The organism is Paenibacillus sp. P4_E11 (assembly GCF_056401635.1).
The window spans coordinates 19,912-33,775 of sequence record NZ_JBFUIX010000020.1; the positions used below are offsets into that span (position 1 = coordinate 19,912).

Here is a 13,864-nt window from a genome sequence, read left to right on the forward strand (position 1 = left end):
GGATCATTTTCAGTTATAAATCCGTTCAGCCGGGGTTACCTTATAAGTACGCCAAAAGCATCTTTAGTCAGGCAGCAAAGGGGAGCGTGATGGAAGTTGGGTTCCGGCAAAACGAAAAGATACATCGGCCTTATGCTTGTCTTCATCGTTTGTTTAGGCTGTATCTCCACGCCTTTTCAGAATTTCGCTTCGTTTCCCGATGAGCTTCGGTTGTTCTCCGGTCAAGACAAAGAGCTTCATCTGTCCATGCCGGTGCACGCTCAAGTAACGGTCAATCCGGATATTGTCAAAGTCAATGGAAATGAGCGTCATTCGTTCCAAGTCGATCTGAATGAGCCGATCTCGCTGCATTCGGATCAGAGCGGCGCCACGGAGATGAAGCTGAAGCTATTCGGCAAAATCCCGCTCAAAACCGTCAAAGTAAGTGTTGTACCCGATTTGAAAGTCATCCCAGGCGGGCAGACGATCGGAGTAAAGATTAAGTCGGACGGCATTATGGTGGTCGGTCACCATCTGGTTGCCGCAGCGGAAGACAAGAAAACGTCACCCGGCGAGGAAGCCAAAGTTCAGGTCGGTGATCTCATCGTGAAGATCGATGATAACCCGATCAAGGATGTAACCGAAGTAGCCGATATTGTGAAGAAGGCTGGAGAGCATAACAAACCGCTGCACCTGACGATTATGCGGAACGGACAGTCGTTGAACATCACGATCCAACCTACTTATGATATTTATGATAAATCTTATCGGCTCGGCTTATACATTCGCGATTCTGCGGCGGGCGTAGGGACGCTTACCTTTTATGCTCCGGATCAAGGGGTGTACGGTGCGCTTGGCCATGTCATTACCGATATGGATACCCAGACTCCGATTCCGATCGGAGACGGGCAGATCGTGAACTCGAATGTGACGTCCATCTCCAAGAGCCAGAACGGGGAACCAGGCGAGAAGAGAGCGAATTTCACCAATGAGAGCAAGATTTTAGGTAATATTACGAAGAACACACCATTTGGCATTTTCGGCAAAATGTACGGATCGCCCGATCACAGTCTGCATAAAGAGCCGATTCCCGTAGCTTTTGCGGAAGAAGTCAAAGAAGGGCCTGCTCAAATCTACACCGTTGTAAGTGGACAAAAAGTGGAGAAATTCGATATTGAAGTTGTACACGTGACGAAGCAGGATTTTCCCGCAACGAAAGGAATGGTGATTAAGATTACCGATCCTCGGTTGCTTGAGAAAACAGGCGGTATCGTGCAGGGGATGAGCGGCAGTCCGATTATTCAAAATGGCAAAGTAATTGGAGCTGTGACGCACGTATTCGTGAACGATCCGAGCTCAGGCTATGGCTGCTTCATCGAATGGATGCTCCAAGATGCAGGTATCGTGTTGAAACCGACGGCTTCATCCAATCTTAAGGCGAGTTAGCGGCCTTAAGATTTTTTTCGTACCACCGGAGTGAAATTTGTGGATGCATGTCGAATGGTGAGGGATTGTGAAATAAAATATCAATTATAAAATAAATTGTATAAAAAATAAACAAAAATAATTTTCGACAGAAGGAAAACAACTCTGCTTGTCGAACTTCTTAACCTAAGAACACGAAATCCATATTGCCAATTGATTAAGGAGGACATGAAGTTGCAGAAAATCGAAGTACTACTAGCTGACGATAACCGCGAATTCACCAACTTACTATCGGAATTTATTTCCGAGCAAGACGATATGGTGGTTGCCGGCGTAGCTTACAACGGAAATGAAGTGTTGAATTATATGGAACAGCATAAGAAGGCGCCGGATGTGTTGATACTTGATATCATCATGCCGCATCTGGACGGCCTTGGCGTGCTGGAGAAGCTGCGTGAGATGAATTTGCACCCGCAGCCGAAGATTATTATGCTGACCGCTTTCGGGCAGGAGAACATTACGCAGAAGGCCGTACAGCTGGGAGCCTCCTATTACATTTTGAAACCGTTTGATATGGATATACTAACTAATCGCATTCGTCAATTGGTGTCCAATACGCAAACTGTCACTTCCTCCAGCTCATCGTCGAGAATGAATGTGGTCCCGATTACGAAAGGTAAAAATCTGGATGCGAACATCACATCCATTATTCATGAGATTGGGGTGCCTGCACACATCAAGGGCTACCAATACTTACGTGAGGCGATCACGATGGTCTACAACAACATCGAGATTCTCGGCGCGATCACGAAGACGCTGTACCCGGCAATCGCCGACAAGTTCAAGACGACGCCTAGCCGTGTCGAACGCGCCATCCGTCACGCGATTGAAGTCGCTTGGACGCGCGGCAATATCGACAGCATCAGTCACCTGTTCGGCTATACGATTAACATCAGCAAGTCCAAGCCGACGAATAGCGAGTTCATCGCGATGGTGGCGGATAAGCTTCGGATCGAGCATAAGGTTAGCTAGGTTGGAATTATTAAGAACAACGGACGCCATTCTTTTATTGGTTTTCAAAGCCAATAGAAGGGTGGCGTGTTTAGTGTGATACAATAAGACCAATAGAGAAGAAGCGAGGAGGATCGCTATGCCGAACGTTTATTTCATCTCGGACCATCACTTTGGCCACAAAAACATAATTGACTTTGAATCCAGGCCGTTCGCCAATGTGGATGAAATGACGGCCGTCATGGTTGCAAAGTGGAATTCCGTTGTAGGGAAACAGGACAAGGTGTTCCATTTGGGTGACTTTTCATTCTTGAATCAAGAGAAGACAGCAGTTATCGTCAGTCAACTGCACGGCTACAAGGTTCTAATCCTGGGCAACCATGACCGCGGGAGAGCGAGAAGCTGGTGGATGGATGTCGGATTCGATGAAGTCAGCGAGCATCCGATTATATACAAAGACTTTTTCTTTCTGTCGCACGAACCAATGTACATGAACAAGCATATGCCATATGTCAACGTGCATGGACACATCCACGGGCAGAAGTACGAGGGAAAGAACTACTTCAATGTGTGCGTGGAGCACTGGGACTATACACCTCTAACCTTCGAGCAGATCCGAGATTCGGTTGTGGTGAGCGAGGAGCAGTGAGGGAGCTGTAGTTGCTTCAAGCTTGCTATCATAAAAAATCTCTGAGAATAGGTTGACTCGTTGATAGGGACATGCTACAATACTTTTTGTGTCGCAGGTCCGTAGCTCAATGGCAGAGCAACCGGCTCTTAACCGGTAGGTTGTGGGTTCGACCCCCACCGGGCCTATTCTAGTAAATGTCTCGCCGATTACGGCGGGGCTTTTTTTGTTGTCATGAGAAAAAAGCCCGTCATTCACTCGGAGGGGCTTTTCTTACGATCGGTAACGCCTAAATATGATTTTAACGCGTCCTGCAAAATATGTGAGAAGTTTACGTTCTGTTCTGTGGCAATTTCGTCCAGCCATTTCGGAATGGTAAGTGTCTTTTTAACGGCTTTTTCAGCCAATTTGTCCCGAAAGGGAGGCATCCATACTTCTATTAGAACTATGACTTGATTAGCCTCGACTCGTATACCATCAGCCCTGATTGATTCAGGAATAGGGTCACCATCTGTCTCCATTCCGTAGAGGTGAAGTGCCATACATTCTTTCGCCATCTGAAGTGCTTCCTCTTCGGTATCACCGCAGGTCAAGGCGCCAGGGAGATCAGGGAATTCAACACTAATGCCATCGTCTGCGTAATCGAAGACAGCTGGGAAAATATATCGGTCCTTATTCATTTTTACGTTCGTCCTCCTGTGTAAGCAATGTAATAGAGGGTTATCTTAGTCCAGCTTGCTTCAATATACTATGGATGGTTCGGACTGGCAGATCTTTATTAGGGTGCGGAATTGTAACTTTGCCTCTTTTGGTAGGATGCTTAAATTGATGATGGCTCCCTGATATATGTACCAAGAACCATCCATCTGCTTGAATAATATTCATAAGATCTTTGGAGCCGGCCATTTAATTTGTGGTCACCTCCATTTGAAAAAGTATAACACGTGTAATTACACGTGTAAATGAGTGATCATCCAGCAATCTGCCCCTTTATCTCACACTCTAGCCGCCGAGAACCGTTTGCCTCCTTGCTGGAGCACTAGTGCAGTTACCGCGCCTTCATCCGACGTTTCGAATGTAAGCTCCAAGTTGACAGCGGTGGCAAAAAACTGGGTAGCCGACTCAGGGAACAGTTCTATCGGAGGCTGATCGTTGAGTTGCAGTTGAAGCAGGTTGTCGTCCGTGTGAGGCGTGATTCGAACTGTATGGCCTGAGCTTGTTGCGAATGTCCCTGCGCAAGCTTCCAATCGCTCAGGAACCATGCTGGAATCGATCTTCCGGGCGGGAAAATAGTCCGGCCAGCCGTATTCCTGAGCGATCGCTCTCTCGATTTCTGCTATAAGCGGTCGACCCTCGTTAGAGTTAACCATAATGACGGCACCCATGCCGAGATGTTTATACAAGATGAGGCGCGATTCAAAGCCTTCATCCGATCCTCCATGCCCGAAGCGGGCAGTCTCCCCCTTGCCCTCCAGGAAAAACCCAATCCCGACATGCTCCTCAACCTGTGGCGTTAACATGTCAAGTATCGTATCTGCTGTGAAGAGGCTCGATTCTCCCTTCAAGGCCAACTGCAGTTGTATGCCCAGCCGAGCGAGATCGGAAGGGGTGCTCCACAGTCCGGCAGCGGCCATCTCCGGGTACACGTGCCATTTTCCGGTGACGGGAGTGTTCATCCAAGGATGTGCGGTAGCGGCATACTCATGTAGTGATTCGGGCAGCGGCTGCTCATAGGTACTGGCCTGCATGCCGAGGGGACCGAGTACCCAATCTTGCATAATCTCCGGAAAAGGCTGTCCCATCACGTCCATTACAAGTCGTTGGCCTACTGTAGTGCCTCCGCCGGAATAACGGGCTTGAAGGCCGGGCAACAGGTTGACTTGTACGGCTGCTGTATTGGAAGGAGGCTCGCCATTCAGGATCTGGACGTTGGAAGGGATGTCGGCTGTTCGAGCGTAGCCCGGAAACCCATGGACGGTCAGACCAGCGGAATGACTCAGCAATTGCCGGAGCGTAACCCTGGGCTGCCAGCTTCCATTCGCTGGTATTTGCCAGGACTTGAGATAGCGATTTACGTCTTCATCCAGATCCAGCCTCCCTTCACGGACTAGGCGCATGACGGCCAAGGCGAACACGGGCTTGCTAATCGATCCGGCCTGGAACAGTGTACGTTCTGTTATGGGAGCGGGGGCTCCAGCCTCCTGAATGCCGAATCCGCGTGCCCATTCTAACTCATACTGGTGTATAACAGCGACTGACACGCCAGGGGTATGATAGTGCTTCATACGGTCTGGGAGCGCAGCGGGAGTACCGTACACTTGATGATAGGGGGTGTCTGGAAGTAATCGGGTTGCAATGCGTTGAATTTTGTGTTCGATGTCCTGAGACATGGCTTCTCTCCTCGTACCCGTAGTCATGGAAATTACCATTTCATTATATCAGACGGGTCTCCGTTTGCTGGGTCGAGTTTGGTTACAGTTGATTTCTCGGTGGAGCTAAGCTTTGTTGTTTCGCAACCTCTTGAAGGGTCATAACAAGGCTTCGCACGTACCTTCCGATCCGAGTACTGACTTCAGCTCGCATAAAGTCTTTAGTCATAACGAACCGATCCACACGGCCGCGGCAGGTATATCGGTAGTGAAGTTCATTATCATCTTTAGAATCTTCAAACACGCGAATATCACTTTCAAGGAGCACCTTTTTAGAATGATACATATCTTCTCGTATACTTTTGGCCAATACATTAGCTGCTGCAGTATACAGTCCTCTTAACGTCTCCGATGAAACTTCAATTTCCATACGCTTCTTCTCAATGATTTTGAGTGCAACAGGAAGGATGACGTAATCTCTCATCACCTCGATTTCTTTCTTCGTTGGAGGCTCTGAAGGAGCGGCAGGTATTCCATTTTGGAGCTGCATCGACTGATCTTTATGCTGTGGGAGCATCATACGACTGGATTCCCACAGGCCATTGCCTTCGAGTTTTTTGGTCATTTATAATGCCCTCCAATTTTTTGTGATCGCTCTAATGCTTGCCCTGACGTTGTTAGTGAAGATGCCCTTACAATAGCCGAGCTTCCGTAACGATCCTTTATTTGGTCTGTGGCTTTATCAAGAGCCCTTGACTTCACTTGATCTTCAAAGAGCGTTAATTGGTACCCTTGATCATCTATAAGGTTAGTCAGCGTAATACCTACACGACGCACGGGCATTTTATCCCAGTAACGATAAAAAAGTACCTTGGCTGCTTTGAACACAGCGTTAGTGTTATTGGTTGGATCCGGCATCTTCATTTGTCGTGAGAACCCCGTAGGCGCTTCGTAGGGGCTGCACATGCAGCTGACGGAAACAACCCAACCCATATACCCCCTCCGACGGCAGTCCCGGCAAACTTCTTCTGTAAGTTCCAAGAGCACGGTTTCTACCTCGGTATTTTTACTATAATCCCTGGGCAAAGTCATCATATGTCCAACAGATTTGGGTGGCGTATTGAACGTACCAGGTGTTACGGGAGAGTCGTCCATGCCGTTTGCTGTTCTCCACATGACCTCAGCATGGATGTCACTTTGTTTGCCGAACCGAGCTCGGAATTTCTCCTTTAACAGTGGCAAGGACGTTGTGGCAATATCCCCGATCGTAAACAATCCCAATCGTGCAAAATGGGCAGTCATGCGAGAGCCGACACCGAACATTTTATTTATGGGTTGCGGCCACAGCAACGTTTCGACTTCTGATTTAGGCAACGTAAAGATGCCACTATCATTTTTCTTAGCCCAGATGTCAGTCGCGATCTTGGCAAGTATCTTATTGGAACTTATACCGATTCTTACCCAGACTCCTGTTTGATTCAATATTTTTTGCTGAATGGACTTGGCAATTTCGACAGGATCACCGAACAAGGAAGTGCTGGAGGAGATATCCATAAACTGCTCATCGATGCTAAAAATTTCTACAAGGTCTGTATACTCCTTATATATTTTTGTGATCATGAGGGAAACATCAATATAATGTTGCATTCGAGGACGCATGACGATCAGTTCTGGACATTTTACAAGTGCCTCCCCTAGCCGCTCTGCTGTACTCACTCCGTAGCCCTTGGCGATCGGACAAGCTGCTAGAATAATACCCGAGCGGCGCGCGGGATCACCAGCCACGGCAACAGGCTTATCCTTGCATCCCGGATGATCGGCCTTCTCTACACTGGCATAAAAACTTTGGCAGTCGGCTAAGAACACAATGCGGTTGCTTGTTCCCCTCATCTTAATTCCTCCGTAAAGTCATTAGCAGAGTCATTAACTCGGCTGTTACCAAACTCCGCAACATACTGAAGTTATGGATGTAGCCGCGGACTTTATATTCAACATCAATCCCCTTGGCGTTCGCATCCGTATTTAAAATTTTAATATCTCTCTGTTTCAGTTGATTCTTAATTGCTCGTAATTCAAGGAATATCGAAGCCTCCAATTCCTTAAGATAGTAAATGACATGATTGTATACGACCTTATGTCGATATACGGTTAACTCATCCCTATCCCTTGCCAACATATCCAGCAATATAGGCAGCAAAGTGTATTTCTTGATCAGTTGAATATCCTCTTCCGTCTCGATTCTTGGATTAGCGCTCATAATTCCACCGCCAAATGCGAACATATATTCTTATTTTATATTATATAACGAACGTGCGTTCGTTATGCAAGGGTATTTATTGGAAATATGGTGTTTATAAACCGTTATATTTGGAGTGTGGGTGAGGGAAGGGAAGAACGATGCTTCTCGAGCCATCCAATTACGATGAAAACACTCTATTATAAGGTAAAAGAGGGCTTATATGGATTTTAAAAAATCAAGGGGAAGCGCAATCGTTGGAGTTGAACGCATGTAGAGCCATGAAAGTCCAAGTTCAATCGATAGCCGTGGGAATGATACAAAAAGTTACAAAAAAATTTGTGGAAAAGTTCACAAAAAAGATACAAGTTATAGACAAATTATGACATACAATTACACTCCGTTCGTTTTATAATACTTTTTGTGTGTAGGATGACGAACGGAGAGATGAACAAGTCATGTCAGAGAATGAATATATTGAGCAACTACGTCATAAGCTTGTAAGTTTGGCTATTGAGAAGGGCAACTTCCTGGATGAGCACGTATTGGAGCTTAGTCAGCTGTTAGACCGGTATTTGGTGCATCACTTGAGAAGGCAGAAGAAACGGCGCATTTCCTAAGAAACGTTACCCGTATCCAACCCGTCCGCCTGGCAGACCGCCTTACTATTATCATGGTCTGGGTGCGTATCCTCGCCTGTGACCTCATAACTACAATTGGCTGACTTGGGTGGCGCTCAATAGTACCTCTATCCGTACACGAATAATGCGCTTTATCAGCCGCCTTTATGCCGGAGTCTAGCCTGTCACCCAACTGGCTTGAGCATAGTTGGATGGTCGAACCATCGTCCCTGCCTTTTAATAAGGCGGGGATTTTGCGTTGCAGGAATGGTTGTCCTTCCGTTTTCCCATACTAACACCAAACAAGGCGACGTCTGTGCAGCGGGCAGTAGGCTGACCGACAATGAGGCGGGGGACCAATTCATATGCGAATGGAAAGCGACGAAGCACTGACCGGAATGATAAGGGTTGGCACGAGGACGAAGGAGCTGCTGAAAACGATTCAAAAAGGTTCCATCGCGGCGATTTATCATGAGGATTTGGACAGGCTTGCTGCCCAAGGGCTGGTGGATGCTCGGGTGAAGGCGGTGTTGAATGGAGCGCCTACGTTGTCTGGTGCTTTCCCTCACGATGGGGTGAAGCCTTTGTTGGAACGTAACATTCCCGTCTATGACATTCCTGAGTCGGTATTTCGACTGCTCCGGGATGGGATGTCTGTGCAATTGGAGGGAGAAGCGATTGCAGTGTCGGGTGTACGGTATGTTTGCCAGCGGATTACGGAAGGTGTGCTCTCTCAACATGTAGAAGCTTCATCCAGCCGTTGGTTGGATACTTGCACGCGCTTCATAGCCAATACATTAGCTACTGCTGACCTGGAGAAAGAGTTGGTGATGCAGTCTTTGAGCGTGCCGAAGCTGAGGACGCGGATAGCGGGCAGGCCGGTCGTCATTGTGGTGCGGGGAGCGGGATTTGTTGAGGATCTTCGAAGCCTGCAGTTCTACATCGAACGGACCAAGCCGGTGTTAATTGGTGTGGATGGAGGGGCGGACGCCCTGCTCGCGGCGGGCTACCGACCCCATTGTATCGTTGGGGATATGGACAGTATCTCCGACAGAGGGTTGCTCAGTGGGGCCGAGTTGATCGTGCATGCTTATGCCAACGGCTTCGCCCCGGGCTGGAAGCGAGTACGTCAGCTTGGGCTGCATGCCCATCAGATGTTCGCGCCGGGGACAAGTGAAGATATGGCAATGCTGCTCGCCTATGAGCAGCAAGCCGAAGTTATAGTGTTGGTCGGTGCGCACAGTCATATTGCCGACTTTCTGCAAAAAGGACGACCGGGGATGGCGAGTACTTTACTCGTACGGATGAAGATCGGCGATAAGCTGGTTGATGCCAAGGGGATTAGCCGGCTATTCCCGTGCGGGATGGCAGCGAATGAAGAGTTGGGGCATCAGGCATATGTGTAGAGGTCATAAAATGAAGAATAACCATATTGTATCGATCGTCATTCCGGCATGGAATGAAAAGGAGCGGTTAGGATGTACTTTGCAGGCGATCCGTAGGATGGCCGAGGGAATTGATGCAGGGCGGGTGAAGGTCGACAGTCTGGCGATAAAGGAAGCAGAGGGAGCGAAAGCGGCGTTGGGAGGAAGTGAGGGTCAGGCGAAGGTCGACGCGGAGCGCACGTGGGTGCGGATCGAGCTCATCGTCGTGGATGACGGGAGCCGCGATGGCACGTTCGCCGTTGCGCAGCAAGCGGCCGATGTGGTGCTTCGCCACGACCACCGCCGCGGCAAGGGCGAAGCACTACGCACGGGCTGGCAGGCCGCCCGTGGCGACGTGCTGCTGTTCGCGGACGCCGATCTCGGCGAGTCCGCCGTGCATTTGGCTCGGCTGCTTGAGCCGATCGTAGCGGGGCAGGCGGATATGACGATCGCCCGCTTCCCAGTGGGGGCGGATCGTCCTGCGGGCTTCGGCCTGGTTAAGCGGCTAGCGGCTAGCGGGATTCGCCGGTTGTGTGGATATGAAGCGGCTGCTCCGCTATCCGGGCAGAGGGCGGTACGACGAGAGCTATTGGAACGAATTGGCCCACTGACTTCCGGCTTCGGCATCGAAGTCGGTTTGACGATCGATGCGATCAGGCGAGGCTTTAAGGTTCAGGAAGTCGAGCTTCCGCTCAAGCATCGAGAGACAGGAAGAGATTGGCGAGGATTCGTTCATCGCGGCAGGCAGTTTTTGTCCGTTTTGCGGACAATTGCTCTCAAATGGCGAGCTACATAGGGCGAGGCAGCTACAGGCACAGGTTGCAAAGGCGCACGAGGAAGTCGCGATAGGCTGGAGATCACAGATCACAGATCACAGGTGACACGTTGGCAACTCGCAGAACATATTAAGATTTGAGTATTCAGAGACCTGAGAGTAACAAGATGAATGAGTGGTAAAAGCAGTAGAGTGAGTTCCGCCATCGAACAGAGCTGTAAGACGGATAAACCGTCTTACAGCACGAGTTGGGCCAGCCGAGGGAGCTGTAAGACGGAAAAACCGTCTACAGCACGAGTTAGGCCAGCCGAAGGAGCTGTAAGACGGAAAAACCGCCTTACAGCACAAAGTTAGGCCGGCCGAAGGAGCTGTAAGACGGAAAAACCGCCTTACAGCACAAGTTAGGCCGGGCGAGGGAGCTGCAAGACGGAAAACCCGCCTTACAGCGTACAACTGAGCTAGGAGGGCATACAGTGGGAATGGTTGTCGATATCGGAATGTTGGTCATACTTATGGGGCTAGGAGCCGCTGCCCTACCGCTCATCCTGCGGTTTATGCAAGATCACCGACTGACCGCCGTCAATTACGACCAGGTCACGATTCCGGTTGGGCTTGGTTTGCTGATCTGGCTGCTGCATCTATTGCAATTGTTGCTGGTAGTTGGATTTGGCGCAGTGTTAGGAGACAGCAGCGGGATTCAGTCGACGGTCGAGCTTTATTTCGCTGCGGTATCGGTTGTTTTCTTTGCTGGCTGGCTGGATGATACAGTAGGAGATCGCTCGGTGAAGGGGTGGAAAGGGCATTGGCGCAAGTGGAGGGTGGACAAAGTAGTAACGACTGCCTTGCTGAAAGCGGGAGGGACTGGCTGTGCCGCACTTCTGGCGGTATACCTGTTGGCTGATGCTGGGAAGCTCTCGTTGGGGGGCGCGGTGCTGCAAGTTTTGCTGCTAGTGCTGATGACGAATGCGTTCAATCTGCTCGATTTGCGGCCGGGCCGCGCGATCAAGACATTCATCGTGGTGTGTACGATTCTTGCGATATTCGCGGCTGGGACTAGCGTAGCGGTTGAACTGCTCCTGCTGCCATCCGTGGCGGGGGCGTTCGTACTGCTGCCGGGGGATCTGCGAGCCCGCCACATGCTGGGCGATGCCGGAGCGAATGTACTCGGCTTTTCAGCCGGGTGTGGGCTAATCGGGGTTGCCCCCGAGTGGGTGCAGGCGGTGATGGTCGTGTTGCTGTTCGCGCTACACTGGTATGCAGAAAAACATTCCATCTCCACCTGGATTGACGAACATCGATGGATGAGTTGGCTGGATCGGTGGGGGCGGGCTTAGTGCAGGCCAAGCGCGCTCGCCCTGTTATTTGCGCTTTTGCTTGAAGCGGGGGGCGACGTAGTTGCGCTTGCGATCCCGGAATAAAATCCAACCTCCGATAAAGGCTATGCCAAGTGCAAACAAAATAAGGCCCAACACAAATTTACCCCATAAAAAATGAGGATTCAGCTCATCGGAACCGAATTGCGCGAAGAAGGCGTCTTTCATCGCCAGGAAGCCATAAGTCGCCATAAATCCAGGTACAATTAATAAGAGGACGGCTACAAACCGTTTGATTTTATCCTGCAAGCTCATTCCCTCATTTCGCGTTCTTCTTTCTATATGCAAACCCGTTACTATCTTACCCTGAATCGATTTTTATGTCTAATCGCGGAAAAGCACTATATTTCGACCTTCGATTAGAGTTAAAATAGAAACTATCATTTGAGATGCCATACTGGTGATAGAAGGTTCGTTCGGAATTTTAGAGCACAACCGGGATTGGTTAAGGAGGACGTAAAATGACCCGTACATACGATATTGTCATATTAGGTGGAGGAATTGGTGGGTATTCCGCCGCTATCCGGGCCGCACAGTTGGGCAAGACGGTAGCTATTGTCGAGAAGGACAAGCTGGGCGGAACATGTCTGCATCGCGGCTGCATTCCTAGTAAGGCGCTGCTGAGGAGTGCAGAAGTATATTCGACCATGAAGCGGAGCGAGGAATTCGGCATTTCGGCCGAGTCGGTAACCCTGCGTTTTGGCAAGGTGCAGGAGCGCAAGCAGGCTGTGGTGGAGCAGTTGTACAAAGGGCTACAATTTCTGATCAAAAAAAATAAAATCGATGTTATCCCAGGCAATGGTCGCGTTATTGGTCCGTCCATATTCTCTCCGCGTAGTGGAGCGTTGGCTGTAGAATTGGCCGATGGGGAGACGGAGACGTTGTTGTCGACGAACCTTATTCTCGCGACAGGCTCCAGTCCACGCATCCTGCCTGGGCTCCAGCCAGATGGCAAACGAATCTTGACGAGCGACGAGGCGCTAGAGCTGAACGAGCTGCCCAAGTCGATCATTATTATTGGCGGAGGCGTTATTGGGGTGGAATGGGCGTCGCTGATGAATGATTTTGGCGTTCAAGTGACAATTGTAGAAGCAGACAGTCGGCTAGTGCCAAGTGAGGATGAGGAAATCTCGCGAGAACTGGAGCGGTTGTTCAAGAAGCGCGGTATTAAGGTGATGACGAATGGAGCGGTGCAGTCCGAGAGGACGGAAGTTTCGGAAGAAGGGGTATCGATCGTGCTGCATGTTCGCGAGCAAGAGGAGCGAATTGCTGCGGAAGCGGTGCTCGTAAGTATAGGCCGTCAGGCGAGCTCCGGTAACTTGGGGCTTGAGAATACTGACATTCGCCTCGAAAATGGTTTTATCAAAGTAAACGGACATATGCAGACGACTGAATCACATATATACGCGATTGGTGATGTGAACGGAGGTTTGCAACTGGCGCATGTAGCCGCCCATGAGGGAGTTACTGCGGTCGAGCATATTGCTGGCTTGAGCGGCACAGCAGGTAAGAGTGCCGCCCACGTATACAGCAGCCATCTGGTGCCGCGCTGCATCTACGGCCGCCCGGAGATCGCCTCTGTCGGCTGGACAGAGAAACAAGCGCGGGAGCAGGGATTCGAAGTGAAGGTTGGCAAATTCTCCTTCAAGGCACTGGGCAAAGCGATCGTGCTAGGTGAATCCGATGGATTTGTCAAAGTCGTAGCAGATGCTACTACCAGCGATTTGCTCGGTGTGCACATTATCGGTCCGCATGCCACTGATTCAATCGGAGAAGCCGCGCTCGCTCAATTGCTGGATGCAGCACACTGGGAGGTCGGCCGGACGATACATGCCCACCCGACGTTGTCAGAGGCGATTGGCGAAGCGATGCTGGCCGTGGATGGACTCTCCTTGGGGATGTAGCCAAAGCGGTCCTTGGGCATCTCAACGGTCTTAAGCGGATAAATAGCAATGACCGACGGTCAATATTAGGGATAAATAGGCCAGAGATAAATTGTATTCATACTCGAAAGGGTTTATAAT

At 49.9% G+C, this 13,864-nt stretch carries 15 protein-coding genes and 1 tRNA gene; 9 read left to right on the top strand and 7 right to left on the bottom strand.

The window, feature by feature from the left end:
- Positions 1-96 precede the first annotated feature (96 nt).
- The 4 genes from spoIVB to AC1DWB_RS10425 all read left to right on the top strand — a co-directional run bounded on the left by spoIVB (position 97) and on the right by AC1DWB_RS10425 (position 3,231).
- Positions 97-1,425, top strand: a complete 1,329-nt coding sequence (gene spoIVB, locus AC1DWB_RS10410; RefSeq protein WP_477540986.1) for a SpoIVB peptidase — start codon at positions 97-99, stop codon at positions 1,423-1,425.
- 213 nt (positions 1,426-1,638) lie between these two features.
- Positions 1,639-2,436 carry a sporulation transcription factor Spo0A gene (spo0A, locus tag AC1DWB_RS10415; protein WP_477540987.1) on the top strand — a complete coding sequence of 266 codons (798 nt, stop codon included), beginning with the start codon at positions 1,639-1,641 and terminating at the stop codon, positions 2,434-2,436.
- Between the two features lie 118 nt (positions 2,437-2,554).
- Positions 2,555-3,064 (top strand): phosphoesterase, encoded by a 510-nt coding sequence (locus tag AC1DWB_RS10420; RefSeq protein WP_477540988.1) that lies wholly within the window; start codon positions 2,555-2,557, stop codon positions 3,062-3,064.
- Positions 3,065-3,159: 95 nt separating this feature from the next.
- Positions 3,160-3,231 (top strand) — tRNA-Lys (locus AC1DWB_RS10425).
- Between the two features lie 66 nt (positions 3,232-3,297).
- On the opposite strand, the gene AC1DWB_RS10430 is transcribed toward AC1DWB_RS10425, so the two are convergent.
- The 6 genes from AC1DWB_RS10430 to AC1DWB_RS10455 all read right to left on the bottom strand — a co-directional run bounded on the left by AC1DWB_RS10430 (position 3,298) and on the right by AC1DWB_RS10455 (position 7,669).
- Positions 3,298-3,723 carry a type II toxin-antitoxin system HicB family antitoxin gene (locus AC1DWB_RS10430; protein WP_477540989.1) on the bottom strand — a complete coding sequence of 142 codons (426 nt, stop codon included), beginning with the start codon at positions 3,721-3,723 and terminating at the stop codon, positions 3,298-3,300.
- Positions 3,724-3,763: 40 nt separating this feature from the next.
- Entirely contained in the window at positions 3,764-3,949 is a 186-nt protein-coding gene (locus AC1DWB_RS10435) for a type II toxin-antitoxin system HicA family toxin (RefSeq protein WP_477540990.1), read from the bottom strand.
- 89 nt (positions 3,950-4,038) lie between these two features.
- Positions 4,039-5,433 carry a serine hydrolase gene (locus AC1DWB_RS10440; protein WP_477540991.1) on the bottom strand — a complete coding sequence of 465 codons (1,395 nt, stop codon included), beginning with the start codon at positions 5,431-5,433 and terminating at the stop codon, positions 4,039-4,041.
- A gap of 82 nt (positions 5,434-5,515) precedes the next feature.
- On the bottom strand, positions 5,516-6,037 hold the full coding sequence (locus tag AC1DWB_RS10445) for a YhjD family protein (RefSeq protein WP_477540992.1): 522 nt from the start codon (positions 6,035-6,037) through the stop codon (positions 5,516-5,518).
- Positions 6,034-7,302 carry a DNA polymerase IV gene (locus AC1DWB_RS10450; protein ID WP_477540993.1) on the bottom strand — a complete coding sequence of 423 codons (1,269 nt, stop codon included), beginning with the start codon at positions 7,300-7,302 and terminating at the stop codon, positions 6,034-6,036. Before AC1DWB_RS10450 ends, AC1DWB_RS10445 begins: the two co-directional genes overlap by 4 nt.
- Position 7,303: 1 nt before the next feature.
- Entirely contained in the window at positions 7,304-7,669 is a 366-nt protein-coding gene (locus tag AC1DWB_RS10455) for a YhjD family protein (protein WP_477540994.1), read from the bottom strand.
- A 437-nt stretch (positions 7,670-8,106) separates the two neighbouring features.
- Between AC1DWB_RS10455 and AC1DWB_RS10460 the strand changes: the two genes are divergently transcribed.
- The 4 genes from AC1DWB_RS10460 to AC1DWB_RS10475 all read left to right on the top strand — a co-directional run bounded on the left by AC1DWB_RS10460 (position 8,107) and on the right by AC1DWB_RS10475 (position 11,801).
- Positions 8,107-8,268, top strand: coding sequence for an aspartyl-phosphate phosphatase Spo0E family protein (locus tag AC1DWB_RS10460; RefSeq protein ID WP_477540995.1), 162 nt, complete (start codon positions 8,107-8,109; stop codon positions 8,266-8,268).
- Positions 8,269-8,633: 365 nt separating this feature from the next.
- Positions 8,634-9,674, top strand: coding sequence for a putative cytokinetic ring protein SteA (steA, locus tag AC1DWB_RS10465; RefSeq protein ID WP_477540996.1), 1,041 nt, complete (start codon positions 8,634-8,636; stop codon positions 9,672-9,674).
- A gap of 10 nt (positions 9,675-9,684) precedes the next feature.
- Positions 9,685-10,488 carry a glycosyltransferase family 2 protein gene (locus AC1DWB_RS10470; RefSeq protein WP_477540997.1) on the top strand — a complete coding sequence of 268 codons (804 nt, stop codon included), beginning with the start codon at positions 9,685-9,687 and terminating at the stop codon, positions 10,486-10,488.
- 458 nt (positions 10,489-10,946) lie between these two features.
- The gene (locus tag AC1DWB_RS10475; RefSeq protein ID WP_477541044.1) at positions 10,947-11,801 is read left to right on the top strand and encodes an MraY family glycosyltransferase; all 855 of its coding nucleotides are present in this window, start codon (positions 10,947-10,949) and stop codon (positions 11,799-11,801) included.
- Positions 11,802-11,825: 24 nt separating this feature from the next.
- On the opposite strand, the gene AC1DWB_RS10480 is transcribed toward AC1DWB_RS10475, so the two are convergent.
- Positions 11,826-12,095, bottom strand: a complete 270-nt coding sequence (locus tag AC1DWB_RS10480; protein WP_477540998.1) for a DUF2627 domain-containing protein — start codon at positions 12,093-12,095, stop codon at positions 11,826-11,828.
- Between the two features lie 206 nt (positions 12,096-12,301).
- On the opposite strand from AC1DWB_RS10480, the gene lpdA reads away from it, so the two are divergent.
- Complete coding sequence (gene lpdA / locus AC1DWB_RS10485) at positions 12,302-13,744, top strand: dihydrolipoyl dehydrogenase (RefSeq protein ID WP_477540999.1); 1,443 nt, start codon at positions 12,302-12,304, stop codon at positions 13,742-13,744.
- Positions 13,745-13,864 lie beyond the last annotated feature (120 nt).

What these genes read in the sequence shown, in the direction of transcription:
- AC1DWB_RS10420 (WP_477540988.1), top strand. Translation starts at nt 2,555, where the DNA reads ATGCCGAACGTTTATTTCATCTCGGACCATCACTTTGGCCACAAAAAC.
- AC1DWB_RS10430 (WP_477540989.1), bottom strand. Translation starts at nt 3,723, where the DNA reads ATGAATAAGGACCGATATATTTTCCCAGCTGTCTTCGATTACGCAGAC.
- AC1DWB_RS10435 (WP_477540990.1), bottom strand. Translation starts at nt 3,949, where the DNA reads ATGGCCGGCTCCAAAGATCTTATGAATATTATTCAAGCAGATGGATGG.
- AC1DWB_RS10440 (WP_477540991.1), bottom strand. Translation starts at nt 5,433, where the DNA reads ATGTCTCAGGACATCGAACACAAAATTCAACGCATTGCAACCCGATTA.
- AC1DWB_RS10445 (WP_477540992.1), bottom strand. Translation starts at nt 6,037, where the DNA reads ATGACCAAAAAACTCGAAGGCAATGGCCTGTGGGAATCCAGTCGTATG.
- AC1DWB_RS10450 (WP_477540993.1), bottom strand. Translation starts at nt 7,302, where the DNA reads ATGAGGGGAACAAGCAACCGCATTGTGTTCTTAGCCGACTGCCAAAGT.
- AC1DWB_RS10455 (WP_477540994.1), bottom strand. Translation starts at nt 7,669, where the DNA reads ATGAGCGCTAATCCAAGAATCGAGACGGAAGAGGATATTCAACTGATC.
- AC1DWB_RS10460 (WP_477540995.1), top strand. Translation starts at nt 8,107, where the DNA reads ATGTCAGAGAATGAATATATTGAGCAACTACGTCATAAGCTTGTAAGT.
- steA (WP_477540996.1), top strand. Translation starts at nt 8,634, where the DNA reads ATGCGAATGGAAAGCGACGAAGCACTGACCGGAATGATAAGGGTTGGC.
- AC1DWB_RS10470 (WP_477540997.1), top strand. Translation starts at nt 9,685, where the DNA reads ATGAAGAATAACCATATTGTATCGATCGTCATTCCGGCATGGAATGAA.
- AC1DWB_RS10475 (WP_477541044.1), top strand. Translation starts at nt 10,947, where the DNA reads ATGGTTGTCGATATCGGAATGTTGGTCATACTTATGGGGCTAGGAGCC.
- AC1DWB_RS10480 (WP_477540998.1), bottom strand. Translation starts at nt 12,095, where the DNA reads ATGAGCTTGCAGGATAAAATCAAACGGTTTGTAGCCGTCCTCTTATTA.
- lpdA (WP_477540999.1), top strand. Translation starts at nt 12,302, where the DNA reads ATGACCCGTACATACGATATTGTCATATTAGGTGGAGGAATTGGTGGG.